Here is a 13,541-nt window from a genome sequence, read left to right as displayed (position 1 = left end):
TTGCCTGTGGGCCATGGGTTTTCAAGGGTTACGCCGCTGGAGCTTTCGCCTCCTGCAGCAGTTGCTGAATCATCTTTTCCTGCGTCTCGTAGCGACCTTCTCCGAAGTGGGTGAAACGCACTTGCCCTTTGGCGTCGATCAGGTAATGCGCGGGCCAGTACTGGTTATCGAAGTTGCGCCAGATCGCGTAGTTGTTATCGATGGCTACCGGGTAAGTGATGCCGAGCTTTTTCACCTCATCCCTGACATTGCTGATGATGCGTTCAAAACCGTATTCCGGGGTGTGGACGCCGATTACCACCAGGCCATCCTTCTCGTACTTCCGCGCCCAGTCCTTCACGTACGGCAGGGTGTGCTGGCAATTGATGCAGTCGTAAGTCCAGAAATCGACGAGCACCACTTTGCCTCTGAGCGATTCACTGGTCAGTGCGGGCGAATTGAGCCATTCCACGGCGCCGGACAGCGACGGCATCGGGCCTCGGGCGTTGTCGAGGGTGGGTTCAGCCTTGGCCTTGCTTACCAGGTATTCGACGACTTTGGGGACGCTTTGCAGCACGCCTTTTTCCAGCACGCTGACGCCTTCGGACGACGCCCCGGCCAACAGCGTCTTGTCGGCACCGGTAGAAATCATCAGCGCTGCGGCCAGGACCGCAAAACCGGTGACGCGCCGCAGCCAACCAGTGACCGGAATCGAGGCCTTCAGGCGATTGACTAAACCGCGTCCGGCGAAAATCAGCGTACCCAACGACAGTGCACTGCCCAGGCCGTAGGCCACCAGCAGCAGGCTGGTTTGCGCATTGGCGCCTTGCAGCATGGCGCCGGTAAGGATCACCCCGAGGATCGGCCCGGCGCACGGCGCCCAGAGCAGGCCGGTGGCGACGCCGATCATCAGTGAACCCAGCGGCCCGGACATTTTGCGCGTCTGGGGGTCGAGGCGATTGCCCAGTAACACGAACGGGCTGGCCAGCCAGCCACTGATTCGTGCCGAGATCAGCGACAAGGCAAACAGCGCCATCACCACCAGTGCCACATGACGCCCGGCGTTGTTGGCCTGAATCACCCATTCACTGCTGACCACGGCCAGGCTGGAAATCAGCGCGAAGGTCAGAACCATGCCACCAAGGGTAAGCAGGATCGAGGAGCGTGTGCGGTCGATACCGGCGAACAGAAATGGCACGACCGGCAGGATACAAGGGCTGAGGACGGTCAATAAGCCGCCCAGGAATGCGATGAGGAACATAAGGGTCTCCTGATGAAATGTGGGCAGGGCTCAGTTATCGCTGTGGCATTCGGCAAATTTGCGGTAGTTCAGGATCTCCGTCTTGCCCTGCGAATTCAGGTAGGTCAGCTGGGCATCGAAAATGCCGCAGGCAGCCCCGGCATCCTGTGTCAATGCCACTACTTTCTGGATGTCCAGGTGCGTGCCGTAGGTGTAGGTCTGCGGCGTGACGTCGGCTTCGGCGCGGGCCGAGAAGGTGCAGATATTCAGGGCGGCAAACAGGCAAGTGGCATAGAGGGTATTGGTGTTCATGGTCGTTTCCTCAAGGCTTCATGGGTTGGGTCGTTCGGTTGAGCCGAGGCGCTAGGGTTGGCCTCGATGTGGCTCATTAGAAGCCCGCGAGGTATCTCGTCTGTGTCAAAAACAGGCGCGGATAAATCGGTTCGTATCAGGACCCCGTCCCGATACACAGCCATACAAAACCTAGGAAATTGTTGTTTTTGCCTCTGCATGTATCCTTCGCCACAGCAGATACACTGCAATACAAACCGCCGCGGGCGAACGGGCTCAGCCTCTATAGACTGAGCCGCAATTTCCAATGACAGAGGCTTGGCCCATGGAACACGTTGATCACATCCTCATCGTGGACGATGACCGTGAGATTCGAGAGATGGTAGGCAACTACCTGAAGAAGAACGGCCTGCGGACCACCGTGGTTGCCGATGGCCGCCAGATGCGCTCGTTTCTCGAGGCCACGCCGGTAGACCTGATCGTGCTGGACATCATGATGCCCGGCGACGATGGCTTGGTGCTCTGCCGCGACATTCGCGCCGGCAAACACAAGGCCACGCCGGTGCTGATGCTGACCGCCCGCAACGACGAAACCGATCGCATCATCGGCTTGGAAATGGGCGCCGACGATTACCTGGTCAAGCCGTTCGCCGCCCGTGAATTGCTGGCGCGCATCAACGCTGTGCTGCGCCGCACGCGCATGCTGCCGCCCAACCTGGTTGTTACCGAAACCGGAAGGTTGCTGGGGTTCGGGCGCTGGCGCCTGGACACCTCCGCCCGCCATCTGCTCGATAACGACGGCACCATGGTCGCCCTCAGCGGCGCTGAATATCGCCTGCTGCGGGTGTTCCTCGACCATCCGCAACGGGTACTCAATCGCGACCAGTTGCTCAACCTGACCCAGGGCCGTGACGCCGACCTGTTCGACCGTTCCATTGATCTGCTGGTCAGCCGCCTGCGCCAACGCCTGCTTGACGATGCCCGCGAGCCGGCTTACATCAAAACCGTGCGCAGCGAAGGGTATGTCTTCTCGCTGCCAGTGGAAGTGCTTGGAGCACCGGCATGAAGCCTTCGCTGCATTGGCCTCGTACCCTCATCTCGCGGCTGTCGCTGATCTTTCTGGTCGGGTTGACCCTGGCGCAGGCCTTGTCCTTCGGCGTGCAGTATTACGAGCGTTACGAAACCGCGAAAAACACCATGCTCGGTAACCTGGAAACCGACGTGTCGACGTCCATTGCCATCCTTGACCGCTTGCCCGCCGAGGAACGCATGAGTTGGTTGAAACAACTGGATCGACGCAATTACCGCTATTTGCTCGACGAAGGCTCGCCAGGCGTCGCTCTGCGTGACACGCCGATTGCAGTGACCTCGATCAAGGAGGCCATCGGCAAGGATTACCCGATGACCGTGACAGACATTCCCGGGCCTATCAAACATTTCCAGGTCCATCTGAAACTGGCCGACGGCAGCCCGGTGACCATCGACGTGCGCCCCTCGATGGTGCCGTTGTCGCCGTGGCTGCCGGTGGTTTTGCTGGGCCAGTTGGCCTTGATGATTCTATGCACGTGGCTGGCTGTGCGTATTGCCATACGCCCGCTGACCCGCCTGGCCCAGGCCGTGGAAAACCTTGATCCCAACACTCACCCGGTGCATCTGGATGAACAAGGCCCGACCGAAGTTGCACACGCTGCCATCGCCTTTAATGCCATGCAGGCGCGCATTGCGGCCTATCTGAAAGAACGCATGCAACTGCTGGCGGCGATTTCCCACGACCTGCAAACCCCGATCACGCGCATGAAGCTGCGTGCCGAGTTGATGGACGACTGCGGTGACAAAGACAAATTGTGGAATGACCTCGGCGAGATGGAACATCTGGTGCGTGAAGGCGTTGCCTATGCCCGCAGCGTGCATGGCGCCACCGAGGAAAGCCGCCGTACCGATCTTGATTCATTCCTCGACAGCCTCGTGTTCGACTACCAGGACATGGGCAAGGACGTGCAGCTCAGCGGCAAAAGCAACGCAGTGATTCACACGCGGCCCCACGCGCTGCGCCGAGTGCTAGTAAACCTCACGGATAACGCGCTCAAATTCGCCGGTGCAGCGCAACTGCGGGTCGAGCCGAAGGAGGGCGACAGCCTCTCGGTGACCGTGATGGATCGTGGTCCCGGCATTGCCGAAGAGGAGCTGGCCCGTGTGATTGAGCCATTTTACCGCGTGGAAAATTCGCGCAACCGCAGCACCGGCGGCACGGGCCTGGGCCTGGCTATCGCCCAGCAACTGGCACAAGCCCTCGGCGGCACCCTGACCTTGAGAAACCGCGAAGGCGGCGGACTGTGCGCTGAACTGAGATTACCGACGCGCTCATCGTAGGAGGAGCGAATAATGCAGGATTCGTTCAATCTGTCCCGTTTCGTCGAGGCGCAGCGCCGGGTGTTCAGTCGGGTCATGGACGAGCCGCGCGGGCCGCAAGACGAGCCATTGGACGTGGTTTGTCTTCCCCGCAAACGCAGGGGCTGGGTCGCTCCGCTCAAAGCTGATCTTTCATCCGGCTCGTAATCAATAAAGGCTGCCTGCTCACCCCCGACTGGCTGCACCACTCAAGCGCAGACATACCAAACCAGCGATGAAACGCCCGCGAAAAAGTGCTGACATCGGCGTAACCCAGCAGATGCGCCACGTGTGTAAGACTGACTGTCGGAACCAGCAGGTAATTGCGTGCCAGTTGTTGGCGAGTCTCATCTAGCAACTGCTGAAAAGACGTATTTTCTTGAGCCAAGTGGCGCTGCAAGGTTCTTGGGGTGACTGCCATGCAATCGGCCACCTTGTCGATCGTTGCACGTCCGCTGGGCAACAAGTTACGCAGCAATTGCCTGACGTAGCCAGGCATCACGTCTGTCGACAAGCGCTCTATACCTGATAGATGTGTAGCAAGAATCTGATGTAGTGCTTCGCTGGAGCGATCCAGTGGTTGCGTCAGCACGCATGCGTCAAATAGCAGACCAGTATGTGCTGCTGAGAACGTTGGTGTAATACCCAGTGCCTGGCGATAGCCCCTCTCATCGGCAAGGGGCGGATGACGAAGCATTACCGCCTCAGGTTGCCATTGATCCCCGGCCAACGTGAGCATCAGTTTTAAACCGACACCACACGCCAGTTCTTCTGCTTGAGGCAATCCGACAATCGACATCTCATCGGTTCGATAACTCAGCAACGCGACGCCTTCGACAATCTCCAAATCAACCTGTGCCGCGCCGTTGTACAGCCCGAAATTCGCGCGCAGTTCGAGCAATGCATCGCCGATGGTTCGAGCGTTGTGGATCAGGAAAAACATATCACCGAAGACGTCGACACCTTGGTGGAGCCCGAATTCCAGGCCGAACAATGCGTTATTCGAACGCTGCCGGCACATTTGCAACAAGCTGCAATATTGTTGGAAGGAGAGGATATCTTCCGGGCGCTGCAGCGACATCGCAGGCACACGGGCCTGTCGCAGTATACGGCTCGGGTCCAGACCCTGACGCCGGGCAAATTGATCGAACCCTGTCAGACTGATTGCACGAATGAATGGATTGGACGCCATTTTTTACCCAAGAGTTTGTTTCATGCGCTGCTTCCACTTCTGCGGACTGACGCCATTCCAGCGCGTGAAAGCCCGGGAAAAGGTGCTCAGGTCGGCATAACCCAACATACCTGCCAGCTGTGTCAGGCTGATCGATGAGTCGCAGAGGTAGCGTGCGGCCATCGTCTGGCGCGTTTCGTCCAGCAGCTCCTGAAATCGCGTGTTTTGTGCCCGAAGATAGCGTTGCAAGGTGCGCGGGCTGATCATCATGTACTTGGCCATGTCGCGAAGCGTGACCGGACCATTGGCAAGCTCATTGCGTAGCCTTTTTTGCACATAAGACGGTAATTCTTGCAGTGTTACGCGCGCTAACTCGTCGATCTGTTGCTGGGCTAATAGTTGACACCTGACGTCTGTAGCTCCGAGAGGTCTCGCCAGTAATGACTCATCGAAAACCCAGGCATTGACGGTGCTGTCAAAGCGCGGAGGGACACCCAGCAGCGTGCGATAGGCAATGCGGCTGGCCGGAGCGCTGTGGCGCAACATCAGAGCTCTCGGTTTCCAGGCGTACCCTAGCAGTTCGCGGAGCAAGCATGCGGCAACTCCCATCGCCAGTTCCACTGTCTGATGTACTGAGGCCAACGTACCGTCAATGACTTCGTACACAAGAAGGGCACTGCCGCCTCGGCGTTCAAGGCGCACTAGTGCGCCGTCACTGTGTATATGGAAATAGCGTGTCAGCAGATTCAGCGATTCGCCCACATTGGCCGCGTTACGCATGGCGTACAGCAGAGTGCCTAGACTTTGCGTGCCTTGGTGCAAGCCTAACTGTAAGCCGAACAAGGGATTGCTCGACCGTAACGCACATAACTGGACCAACGCATTGAATTGAGCGCCGGATATTTGAGCGTTCAGCGGATCTTCGGGCAGGTCTACCTCCGCCAGCGCCGAAACCGGATCAATCCCCTGACTGGTAGCAAACGCCTTGAAACCAAGCAAAGCAACACCACGCACTGTGGACATCATCTGAGCCTCTCGAATGAAATACTGCCTTTGGCCTGAGAAGTATTGGCACGATATGCAAAATCTCTGGCGCGATATGCAAAGCTTTCACCCTTGTCCCGAGACCACACTCGAACGACCAATAACAAAAGACCTGCGTTCGGCCCAAGGCTGGACGATGGAGGTATACGATGCGTCGGTTTCTGTTCGCTTTGCTGGTGGTCGCGCTGATTTCGGGTGCGCTGTATGTTCAGCCACGGCCCGCTGACCACAATGTTGTTCATCATGCCAATCACCCGCCGGTTGCCAGCATCAGCGATGCCTTCACGCATTTCTGAGGACTGAAGCGTGCTCCTGCACAGAGGCGTGCTCGCGGAACTCGCCACTAGAAAGTGCTCCGTGCAGGAACATTTGCTCCAGCGTTCGGGCCGACTCGGCGTTGGCTGCACGCCCGCGCTGTTCGGCATCCACCAAGCCGTAGACCAGGGTGATGAACAGCTCGGTAAAAATCGCTGCGGTAATGTCGATGCGAAACAGTCCTCTTTGCTGACCTCTGAGGAAGAACTCGTCTAGCGCCGCCAGGTAAAACTGCCAGCGTGTGTCACCCCGTTCGAAGTCGAGGAAGTCTGGGCGGTATTGCGCCATAAGAAAGGCAAGCAATTCGCGATGAGCCAAGTGCTCGCGGATCAATCGACGCAGCGCGTCCAAGGGCTGCAGGTGCTGCAAACCGGCGCTGCGGATAATCAGATTGAGCGTACTTTCGGCGTACTCCTCCAGTCTCTGCCCTAGATTTTCCCGTGTCCCACAGTAGCGGTGCAGGGTCGCTTTACTCATGCCCGCCAGTTGCGCCAGCTCTTTCATTGTCGCCCGGGGGCGATTGACAACCGCCATAGTCAGCGACTTGAGCATTTGTTCATCATGGGAATTGGGTGTCATCACCACGCCTTTAGCGATGTTTATATAGGGATCACAATATTCTCATATGAGACAATGTTGACTCATTAGAGTTTGCAAAGTAGCATCCGCACCAAGTTCAATCAAGCCTTGGGTGAGAGATGGGAAATTTGCGTGCGATAGGGATGGCAGGCTCGCTGGCAGCGGCCATTGCGCTGGCCGGGTGTGGGCCGTCGAATGAACAAACGGATGTGGCCGAAGTGGCGCGTGCTGTAGAGGTGCTGGCAGTAAAGACGGAGCCTCTGGCTCTGACTTCGGATTTGCCGGGCAGGGTAGAGCCCATGCGAGTCGCCGAGGTGCGCGCGCGCGTGCCAGGCATCGTGATGCAAAAGCGTTTTGAAGAGGGCGCGGATGTCAAAGCCGGGGACCTGCTGTTCCAGATCGACCCGGCGCCGCTAAAGGCGGCCTTGTCGCGAGCAGAGGGTGAATTGGCCCGCACCCAGGCCGTCGCACTTGAGGCACAGGCGCGGGTCAAGCGCTATGAACCGTTGGTGAAGGTCGAGGCGGTCAGCCAGCAAGACTTCGACAGTGCCATGGCCGACCTGCGCAGCGCCCAGGCGGCCACGCGCTCGGCTCAGGCCGATCTGCAAAGCGCGCGCTTGAACCTTGGTTATGCTTCGGTGACTGCACCGATTTCCGGGCGTGTCGGCCGTGCACTGGTAACCGAAGGTGCGTTGGTCGGTCAGGGGGACGCGACGTTGATGGCGCGGATTCAACAGCTTGATCCGGTCTATGTCGATTTCACTCAGTCGGCCGCCGACGCGCTGCGCCTGCGCGAATCGCTCAATGGCGGAAAACTCTCCGCTGATGACAGTAAGACGTTGTCGATTCGTGTCGACGGCACCGCTTTTGAGCGTCAGGGCGCACTGATGTTTACCGATATCGCCGTTGATCGCGGCACCGGGCAGGTGTCATTACGCGGCAAGTTCGCCAACAGCGACGGCGTGTTGCTGCCGGGCATGTTCGTGCGCGTGCGCACGCCTCAAGGCACCGACAAACAGGCCATTCTCGTGCCCCAGCGCTCGGTGCAGCGCGGCAGCGATGGCGGCGCGCAGGTCATGGTCGTCGGCGCCGACGGCCGCGCCGAAGCGCGCAATGTGGCGACCGGTTCCATGCAGGGTTCGCGCTGGCAGATCAGTGAAGGCCTGAAGGCTGGCGATCAGGTGATTGTCAGCGGACTGAGCGGCCTGCAACCAGGTGCCAAGGTCGTACCCGCCCAGCCCCAAGCCCAGCCCCAAGCCCAGGCTCAGTCGCCTGAGTCGCACCAGTAAGGGCGCCGTCGCCGCGAGGATATTCCGATGTCTCTGTTTTTTATCAAACGCCCGAACTTCGCCTGGGTGGTAGCGCTGTTCATTTCTCTGGCCGGTCTGCTGGTCATTCCGATGCTGCCGGTAGCGCAGTACCCCAACGTCGCGCCGCCGCAGATCAAGGTGACGGCGACCTATCCCGGCGCCTCCGCGAAGGTGCTGGTGGACTCGGTCACCAGCGTGATCGAAGAGTCGCTCAACGGTGCGAAGAACCTGCTGTATTTCGAGTCGACCAACAACTCCAACGGTATCGCCGAAATTGCAGTGACGTTCCAGCCGGGCACAGATCCGCAGCTCGCTCAGGTTGATGTGCAAAACCGCTTGAAAAAAGCCGAAGCGCGGATGCCGCAAGCCGTGCTGACCCAAGGTCTGGAGGTGGAGCAAACCAGTGCCGGTTTCCTGCTGATCTATGCGCTGAACTATAAGGAAGGCACCCAGCACAGTGACACCACCGCATTGGGCGACTACGCCGCGCGCAATATCAACAACGAGCTACGCCGGGTTCCGGGCGTCGGCAAGCTGCAGTTCTTCTCCTCTGAAGCGGCGATGCGCGTCTGGCTCGACCCGCAGAAACTGGTGGGCTACGGGCTATCCATCGACGACGTCAGCGCGGCCATCCGTGGCCAGAACGTGCAAGTGCCGGCTGGCAGCTTCGGCAGTACGCCGACCAGCAGCCAGCAGGAACTGACCGCCACCCTGGCGGTGAAAGGTACGCTGGATAATCCGGAAGAATTCTCTCGTATTGTCCTGCGTGCCAACGAGGACGGTTCGACGGTTAAACTGGGCGACGTCGCCCGCGTGGAAATCGGTCAGGAAAGTTACAACTTCAACTCGCGCCTGAATGGCAGACCCGCCGTGGCAGCGGCGATCCAGTTATCGCCGGGCGCCAACGCGATCCAGACCGCAACTGCGGTCAAGCAGCGCCTGGCCGAACTGTCGGCCTACTTCCCGGATGACGTGGAATATTCCGTTCCTTACGACACCTCGCGTTTCGTTGATGTCGCGATCGAGAAGGTTATTCATACCCTGATCGAAGCGATGGTCCTGGTATTCCTAGTGATGTTCCTGTTCCTCCAGAACATCCGCTACACCTTGATTCCGTCGATCGTGGTACCGGTGTGTCTGCTGGGCACGCTGCTGATGATGTACGTGCTGGGCTTCTCGGTGAACATGATGACCATGTTCGGCATGGTGCTCGCCATCGGCATTCTGGTGGACGACGCCATTGTCGTGGTGGAGAACGTCGAACGGATCATGGCCGAGGAGGGCTTGTCGCCGGTCGACGCCACGGTGAAAGCGATGGGGCAGGTATCGGGCGCGATCATCGGTATCACCCTGGTGCTTTCGGCGGTGTTCATGCCGCTGGCATTCATGTCCGGCTCGGTCGGTGTGATCTACCAGCAATTCTCGGTATCGCTGGCGGTGTCGATTCTGTTCTCCGGGTTCCTCGCGCTGACGTTCACCCCGGCGCTATGCGCCACGCTGCTCAAGCCGATTCCACAAGGGCACCATGAAAAGCGCGGCTTCTTCGGCGCCTTCAACCGTGGCTTTGCCAAGCTCACCGATCGCTATTCAGTCCTGAACAACGGGCTGGTGGCGCGTTCCGGCCGGATGATGTTGGTGTACCTGGGCATTATCGCCATGCTCGGTTACTTCTACCTGCGCCTGCCGGAATCGTTTGTGCCGGTGGAGGACCAGGGCTACATGATCGTCGACGTCCAGCTGCCGCCGGGCGCGACCCGTACCCGTACCGAATCGACTGGCGAACAACTGGAGCGTTACCTGGCTACCCGTGACGCGGTTCAGTCGACGTTCCTGGTGTCCGGCTTCAGCTTCTCCGGGATGGGCGATAACGCAGCGCTGGCATTCCCGGTGTTCAAGGACTGGTCGGAGCGTGGCGAAGATCAATCGGCCATGGCAGAAGTCAATGCGCTGAACGAGCAATTTGCCGTGGCCAACGACGGTGCGGTGATGGCCGTGCCACCGCCGCCGATTGACGGTCTGGGCAACTCCGGTGGTTTCGCCCTACGCCTGCAGGATCGTGCCGGCCTGGGTCGGGAAGCGTTGCTCGCTGCTCGTGATCAGGTGCTTGGTCAGGCCAACGGCAACCCGAAAATTCTCTATGCGATGATGGAAGGTCTGGCGGAGTCGCCGCAATTGCGCGTAGTGATCGACCGTGACAAGGCGCGCACCCTGGGGGTGAGTTTTGAATCGATCAGCAGTGCGTTGTCTGCCGCTTTCGGTTCGGAGGTGATCAACGACTTCACCAATGCCGGCCGCCAGCAGCGCGTGGTGGTGCAGGCCGAGCAGGGCGACCGGATGACTCCGGAAAGCGTGCTCAAACTGTACGTACACAACAGCGCGGGCGATCTGGTGCCGCTCAGCGCTTTCGTCACCACGCATTGGGAGGAAGGTCCGGTGCAGGTAGTGCGCTACAACGGTTATCCGTCGGTGCGCATCGTCGGTGATGCCGGGCCGGGCTACAGCACCGGTGAAGCCATGGCAGAAATGGAGCGTATCGCCGCGCAGTTGCCGGCCGGTTTCAGCTACGAGTGGACCGGTTTGTCCTACCAGGAGAAGGTCTCCAGTGGTCAGGCCACGCAACTGTTTGCGCTGGCCATTCTGGTGGTGTTCCTGCTGCTGGTGGCGCTGTACGAGAGCTGGGCGATTCCGTTGACCGTGATGCTGATTGTGCCGATCGGCGCCATCGGTGCGGTACTCGCGGTGATGGTCGCCGGCATGCCTAACGACGTGTACTTCAAGGTCGGTTTGATCACCATCATCGGTCTGGCGGCGAAGAACGCGATTCTGATCGTCGAGTTCGCCAAGGAACTCTGGGAAAAAGGTTACAGCCTGCGTGACGCCGCGATCGAGGCCGCACGGCTGCGCTTCCGGCCAATCGTGATGACCTCCATGGCCTTCATTCTCGGCGTGGTGCCGCTAGCACTGGCGACCGGGGCAGGGGCTGCAAGTCAGCGGGCAATCGGTACCGGGGTGATCGGCGGCATGCTCAGCGCGACACTGCTGGGTGTGTTGTTTGTACCGATCTGTTTTGTGTGGGTGCTATCGATGTTGCGCAGTAAACCGGCTCCCATTGAACAACCCGCTTTGGCTCAGGAGTGACACATGCGTATTTCAGGATTTTCTACGCTGGTGATCGCCATGTTGTTGGCCGGTTGCTCGTTGGCGCCGACCTATGAGCGGCCCGTCGCACCGATTGCGGACAACTGGGCGGGCGAGTCGTTGAAACAGGGCGCTCCGATCAACCAGTTGGCGTGGCAGTCGTTCATCGTCGATCCCGACCTGCGCCGTCTGGTGGGTGTTGCGCTGGATAACAATCGCTCGTTGCGCCAGACCCTTTTGGACATCGAGCAGGCCCGGGCGCAGTACCGCATTCAGCGGGCCGATCGGGTTCCGGGACTGAATGCAAGCGCGTCCGGCAACCGCCAGCGCTTGCCGTCGGACCTGGCCAGTGACGGCCGGGCAGGGGTGGCCAGCCAGTATCAGGTCGGTCTGTCGCTGCCCGAATACGAGCTGGATCTGTTTGGCCGGGTAAAGAGCCTCAGTGACTCTGCGCTGCAGGAATACCTGGCCACCGAAGAAGCAGCCCGCGCCGCGCAGATCGCGCTGATCGCTGAAGTCAGCCAGGCCTATCTGGTTCACGACGGCGCCCAGCGTCGGCTGGAGTTGACCCAACAAACCCTGAGCAGCCGCGAATACTCGTTCGCGCTGATCAGTCAGCGCCGCTCCAGCGGCACGGCGACAGCGCTGGATTATCAGGAAGCTCTGGGGCTGGTGGAACAGGCGCGGGCCGAACAGGAACGCAATCTGCGCGAGAAGCAGCAGGCGTTCAACGCGCTGGTTTTGCTGCTGGGCACAAAGGACGCGGGCAAGGTGATTCCCGAGCGGCTGACGACGCAGCCGATGCTGGTGCAAGACATCGCTGCGGACACCACATCGACGCTGATCGAGCGCCGGCCGGACATTCTTGCGGCCGAGCATCGACTGCAAGCGCGCAATGCCGATATCGGCGCGGCACGGGCGGCGTTCTTTCCGCGTATCAGCCTGACCGGCAGCTTTGGTACTTCCAGCGCGCAGATGTCCGGTCTGTTCGACGGCGGTTCGCGCTCCTGGAGTTTCGTACCGAACCTTTCGCTGCCGTTGTTCGATGCTGGTCGCAACAGTGCCGGGCTGAGTCTGGCCGAAGCCCGCAAGGATTCAGCTGTGGCGGCCTACGAAGGCACGATTCAGACGGCGTTCCGCGAGGTCGCAGATGCATTGGCTGCCACCGACACCTTGCGCCGGGAGGAGGCCGCGCGCCGCGCACTGGCCAATACCAGCACTGAAACCCTGAGTCTGGCCAAGGCCCGATATGAAGGCGGTATCGACAGCCACCTGCGTTATCTCGATGCGCAGCGCACCAGTTTCGTCAATGAAACAACGTTTATCGAGGTCAGCACGCAACGCCAGATTGCTCTGGTCGATCTGTTCCGTTCGCTGGGCGGAGGTTGGTCCACGCCGACAACCGTTAGATAACGCCTGACAAGAGCTCCTTTGGTTGGCGCATCCAACCGCCTTTGCCCCGCAGACCGAAAGGTCTCGGGGCTTTTTTTTCCAGGAAAACCGAGTAAGGCTTACAACGCACTCGCTGCGCCGGCCGCGCCATGCAGGAACATCTGTTCCAGCACATTGGCCGAGTTGGCACTGGCCGCGCGCCCACGGCGCTCGGCATCAACCATGCCGAAAATCATGGTCAGGAACAGCTCCGTGAAAACCGCGGCGGTGACATCGATGCGAAACGCGCCCAGTTGCTGGCCACGCAGAAAAAAAGCATCCAGAGCGTCAGCATAAGTCTGCCAGCGGTCGCCCTCACCATTGACCGCAAACGTGTCGGGGCGGTACTGAAAGAGCAGGAAAACCAGCATTTCCCGATGCGCGAGATGCTCGTTGATCAAACTGCGCAACGCCTGTACCGGCTCGCCGTGCAACAGGTCGGTGGTGGTGGTGATCTGGTTCAGCACCGTCTCACCGTGGCTTTCCATCATCTGCACCAGGTTGTCACGGGTGCCGCAAAAACGATGCAGCGTAGCCTTGCTGACGCCAGCCGCTTCAGCCAGTTCCTTGAGTGTCGCCCGAGGGCGATCCACGATGGCCAAGGCCAGCGCCTTGATAAGTCGTTCGTCTTGAGGAGTCAGGGTCATCAGTCGGT

13 protein-coding genes are annotated in these 13,541 nt (G+C 59.7%); 7 read left to right on the top strand and 6 right to left on the bottom strand.

What is annotated here, in order from left to right:
* Window positions 1–28: 28 nt before the first annotated feature.
* Window positions 29–1,240 (bottom strand): cytochrome c biogenesis protein DipZ, encoded by a 1,212-nt coding sequence (locus JFT58_RS23185; RefSeq protein WP_054898505.1) that lies wholly within the window; start codon window positions 1,238–1,240, stop codon window positions 29–31.
* Between the two features lie 30 nt (window positions 1,241–1,270).
* Complete coding sequence (locus JFT58_RS23180; RefSeq protein ID WP_054898506.1) at window positions 1,271–1,531, bottom strand: DUF2790 domain-containing protein; 261 nt, start codon at window positions 1,529–1,531, stop codon at window positions 1,271–1,273.
* A 304-nt stretch (window positions 1,532–1,835) separates the two neighbouring features.
* On the opposite strand from JFT58_RS23180, the gene JFT58_RS23175 reads away from it, so the two are divergent.
* Genes JFT58_RS23175 through JFT58_RS30685 form a run of 3 tightly spaced genes read left to right on the top strand, consistent with a single transcriptional unit; the run spans window position 1,836 to window position 4,073 of the window.
* Window positions 1,836–2,576 carry a response regulator gene (locus tag JFT58_RS23175; protein ID WP_054898507.1) on the top strand — a complete coding sequence of 247 codons (741 nt, stop codon included), beginning with the start codon at window positions 1,836–1,838 and terminating at the stop codon, window positions 2,574–2,576.
* Window positions 2,573–3,880: a sensor histidine kinase gene (locus tag JFT58_RS23170; RefSeq protein WP_054898508.1), complete on the top strand. Its 1,308-nt coding sequence runs from the start codon at window positions 2,573–2,575 to the stop codon at window positions 3,878–3,880. The genes JFT58_RS23175 and JFT58_RS23170 overlap by 4 nt, the downstream gene beginning before the upstream one ends.
* Before the next feature lie 19 nt (window positions 3,881–3,899).
* On the top strand, window positions 3,900–4,073 hold the full coding sequence (locus tag JFT58_RS30685; RefSeq protein WP_140915267.1) for a DUF1810 family protein: 174 nt from the start codon (window positions 3,900–3,902) through the stop codon (window positions 4,071–4,073).
* Here the strand turns inward: JFT58_RS30685 and JFT58_RS23160 are convergent.
* Both JFT58_RS23160 and JFT58_RS23155 read right to left on the bottom strand, forming a co-directional pair.
* Window positions 4,038–5,090 (bottom strand): AraC family transcriptional regulator, encoded by a 1,053-nt coding sequence (locus JFT58_RS23160; RefSeq protein WP_054898509.1) that lies wholly within the window; start codon window positions 5,088–5,090, stop codon window positions 4,038–4,040. The two genes, JFT58_RS30685 and JFT58_RS23160, sit on opposite strands and share 36 nt — an antisense overlap.
* A gap of 3 nt (window positions 5,091–5,093) precedes the next feature.
* Window positions 5,094–6,092 carry an AraC family transcriptional regulator gene (locus JFT58_RS23155; RefSeq protein ID WP_229999892.1) on the bottom strand — a complete coding sequence of 333 codons (999 nt, stop codon included), beginning with the start codon at window positions 6,090–6,092 and terminating at the stop codon, window positions 5,094–5,096.
* Between the two features lie 170 nt (window positions 6,093–6,262).
* Here JFT58_RS23155 and JFT58_RS23150 point away from each other — a divergent pair, with 170 nt between their 5' ends.
* Window positions 6,263–6,409 carry a hypothetical protein gene (locus JFT58_RS23150; RefSeq protein WP_169918921.1) on the top strand — a complete coding sequence of 49 codons (147 nt, stop codon included), beginning with the start codon at window positions 6,263–6,265 and terminating at the stop codon, window positions 6,407–6,409.
* Here JFT58_RS23150 and JFT58_RS23145 read toward each other — a convergent pair.
* On the bottom strand, window positions 6,396–7,007 hold the full coding sequence (locus JFT58_RS23145) for a TetR/AcrR family transcriptional regulator (protein ID WP_054898511.1): 612 nt from the start codon (window positions 7,005–7,007) through the stop codon (window positions 6,396–6,398). The genes JFT58_RS23150 and JFT58_RS23145 overlap by 14 nt on opposite strands.
* Window positions 7,008–7,126: 119 nt before the next feature.
* On the opposite strand from JFT58_RS23145, the gene JFT58_RS23140 reads away from it, so the two are divergent.
* Genes JFT58_RS23140 through JFT58_RS23130 form a run of 3 tightly spaced genes read left to right on the top strand, consistent with a single transcriptional unit; the run spans window position 7,127 to window position 12,868 of the window.
* Window positions 7,127–8,296 (top strand): MexC family multidrug efflux RND transporter periplasmic adaptor subunit, encoded by a 1,170-nt coding sequence (locus JFT58_RS23140; protein ID WP_103299390.1) that lies wholly within the window; start codon window positions 7,127–7,129, stop codon window positions 8,294–8,296.
* A gap of 27 nt (window positions 8,297–8,323) precedes the next feature.
* Window positions 8,324–11,455 (top strand): efflux RND transporter permease subunit, encoded by a 3,132-nt coding sequence (locus JFT58_RS23135; protein WP_054918955.1) that lies wholly within the window; start codon window positions 8,324–8,326, stop codon window positions 11,453–11,455.
* Window positions 11,456–11,458: 3 nt separating this feature from the next.
* Window positions 11,459–12,868, top strand: a complete 1,410-nt coding sequence (locus JFT58_RS23130) for an efflux transporter outer membrane subunit (protein WP_054896429.1) — start codon at window positions 11,459–11,461, stop codon at window positions 12,866–12,868.
* A 98-nt stretch (window positions 12,869–12,966) separates the two neighbouring features.
* Here JFT58_RS23130 and JFT58_RS23125 read toward each other — a convergent pair whose 3' ends face one another.
* Entirely contained in the window at window positions 12,967–13,533 is a 567-nt protein-coding gene (locus tag JFT58_RS23125; protein ID WP_044273809.1) for a TetR/AcrR family transcriptional regulator, read from the bottom strand.
* Window positions 13,534–13,541: the final 8 nt, after the last annotated feature.

Origin of the sequence: Pseudomonas sp. MF6767 (genome assembly GCF_016405475.1) — a bacterium.
GTDB lineage: Bacteria > Pseudomonadota > Gammaproteobacteria > Pseudomonadales > Pseudomonadaceae > Aquipseudomonas > Aquipseudomonas paracarnis.
Note: the sequence above shows the minus strand (reverse complement) of the source record. Positions and strands in the feature narration are given on the sequence as shown.

Excerpts from the sequence above, each read along its gene's own strand:
- JFT58_RS23185 (WP_054898505.1), bottom strand. The coding sequence starts at position 1,240 with ATGTTCCTCATCGCATTCCTGGGCGGCTTATTGACCGTCCTCAGCCCT.
- JFT58_RS23180 (WP_054898506.1), bottom strand. The coding sequence starts at position 1,531 with ATGAACACCAATACCCTCTATGCCACTTGCCTGTTTGCCGCCCTGAAT.
- JFT58_RS23175 (WP_054898507.1), top strand. The coding sequence starts at position 1,836 with ATGGAACACGTTGATCACATCCTCATCGTGGACGATGACCGTGAGATT.
- JFT58_RS23170 (WP_054898508.1), top strand. The coding sequence starts at position 2,573 with ATGAAGCCTTCGCTGCATTGGCCTCGTACCCTCATCTCGCGGCTGTCG.
- JFT58_RS23160 (WP_054898509.1), bottom strand. The coding sequence starts at position 5,090 with ATGGCGTCCAATCCATTCATTCGTGCAATCAGTCTGACAGGGTTCGAT.
- JFT58_RS23155 (WP_229999892.1), bottom strand. The coding sequence starts at position 6,092 with ATGTCCACAGTGCGTGGTGTTGCTTTGCTTGGTTTCAAGGCGTTTGCT.
- JFT58_RS23150 (WP_169918921.1), top strand. The coding sequence starts at position 6,263 with ATGCGTCGGTTTCTGTTCGCTTTGCTGGTGGTCGCGCTGATTTCGGGT.
- JFT58_RS23145 (WP_054898511.1), bottom strand. The coding sequence starts at position 7,007 with ATGACACCCAATTCCCATGATGAACAAATGCTCAAGTCGCTGACTATG.
- JFT58_RS23140 (WP_103299390.1), top strand. The coding sequence starts at position 7,127 with ATGGGAAATTTGCGTGCGATAGGGATGGCAGGCTCGCTGGCAGCGGCC.
- JFT58_RS23135 (WP_054918955.1), top strand. The coding sequence starts at position 8,324 with ATGTCTCTGTTTTTTATCAAACGCCCGAACTTCGCCTGGGTGGTAGCG.
- JFT58_RS23130 (WP_054896429.1), top strand. The coding sequence starts at position 11,459 with ATGCGTATTTCAGGATTTTCTACGCTGGTGATCGCCATGTTGTTGGCC.
- JFT58_RS23125 (WP_044273809.1), bottom strand. The coding sequence starts at position 13,533 with ATGACCCTGACTCCTCAAGACGAACGACTTATCAAGGCGCTGGCCTTG.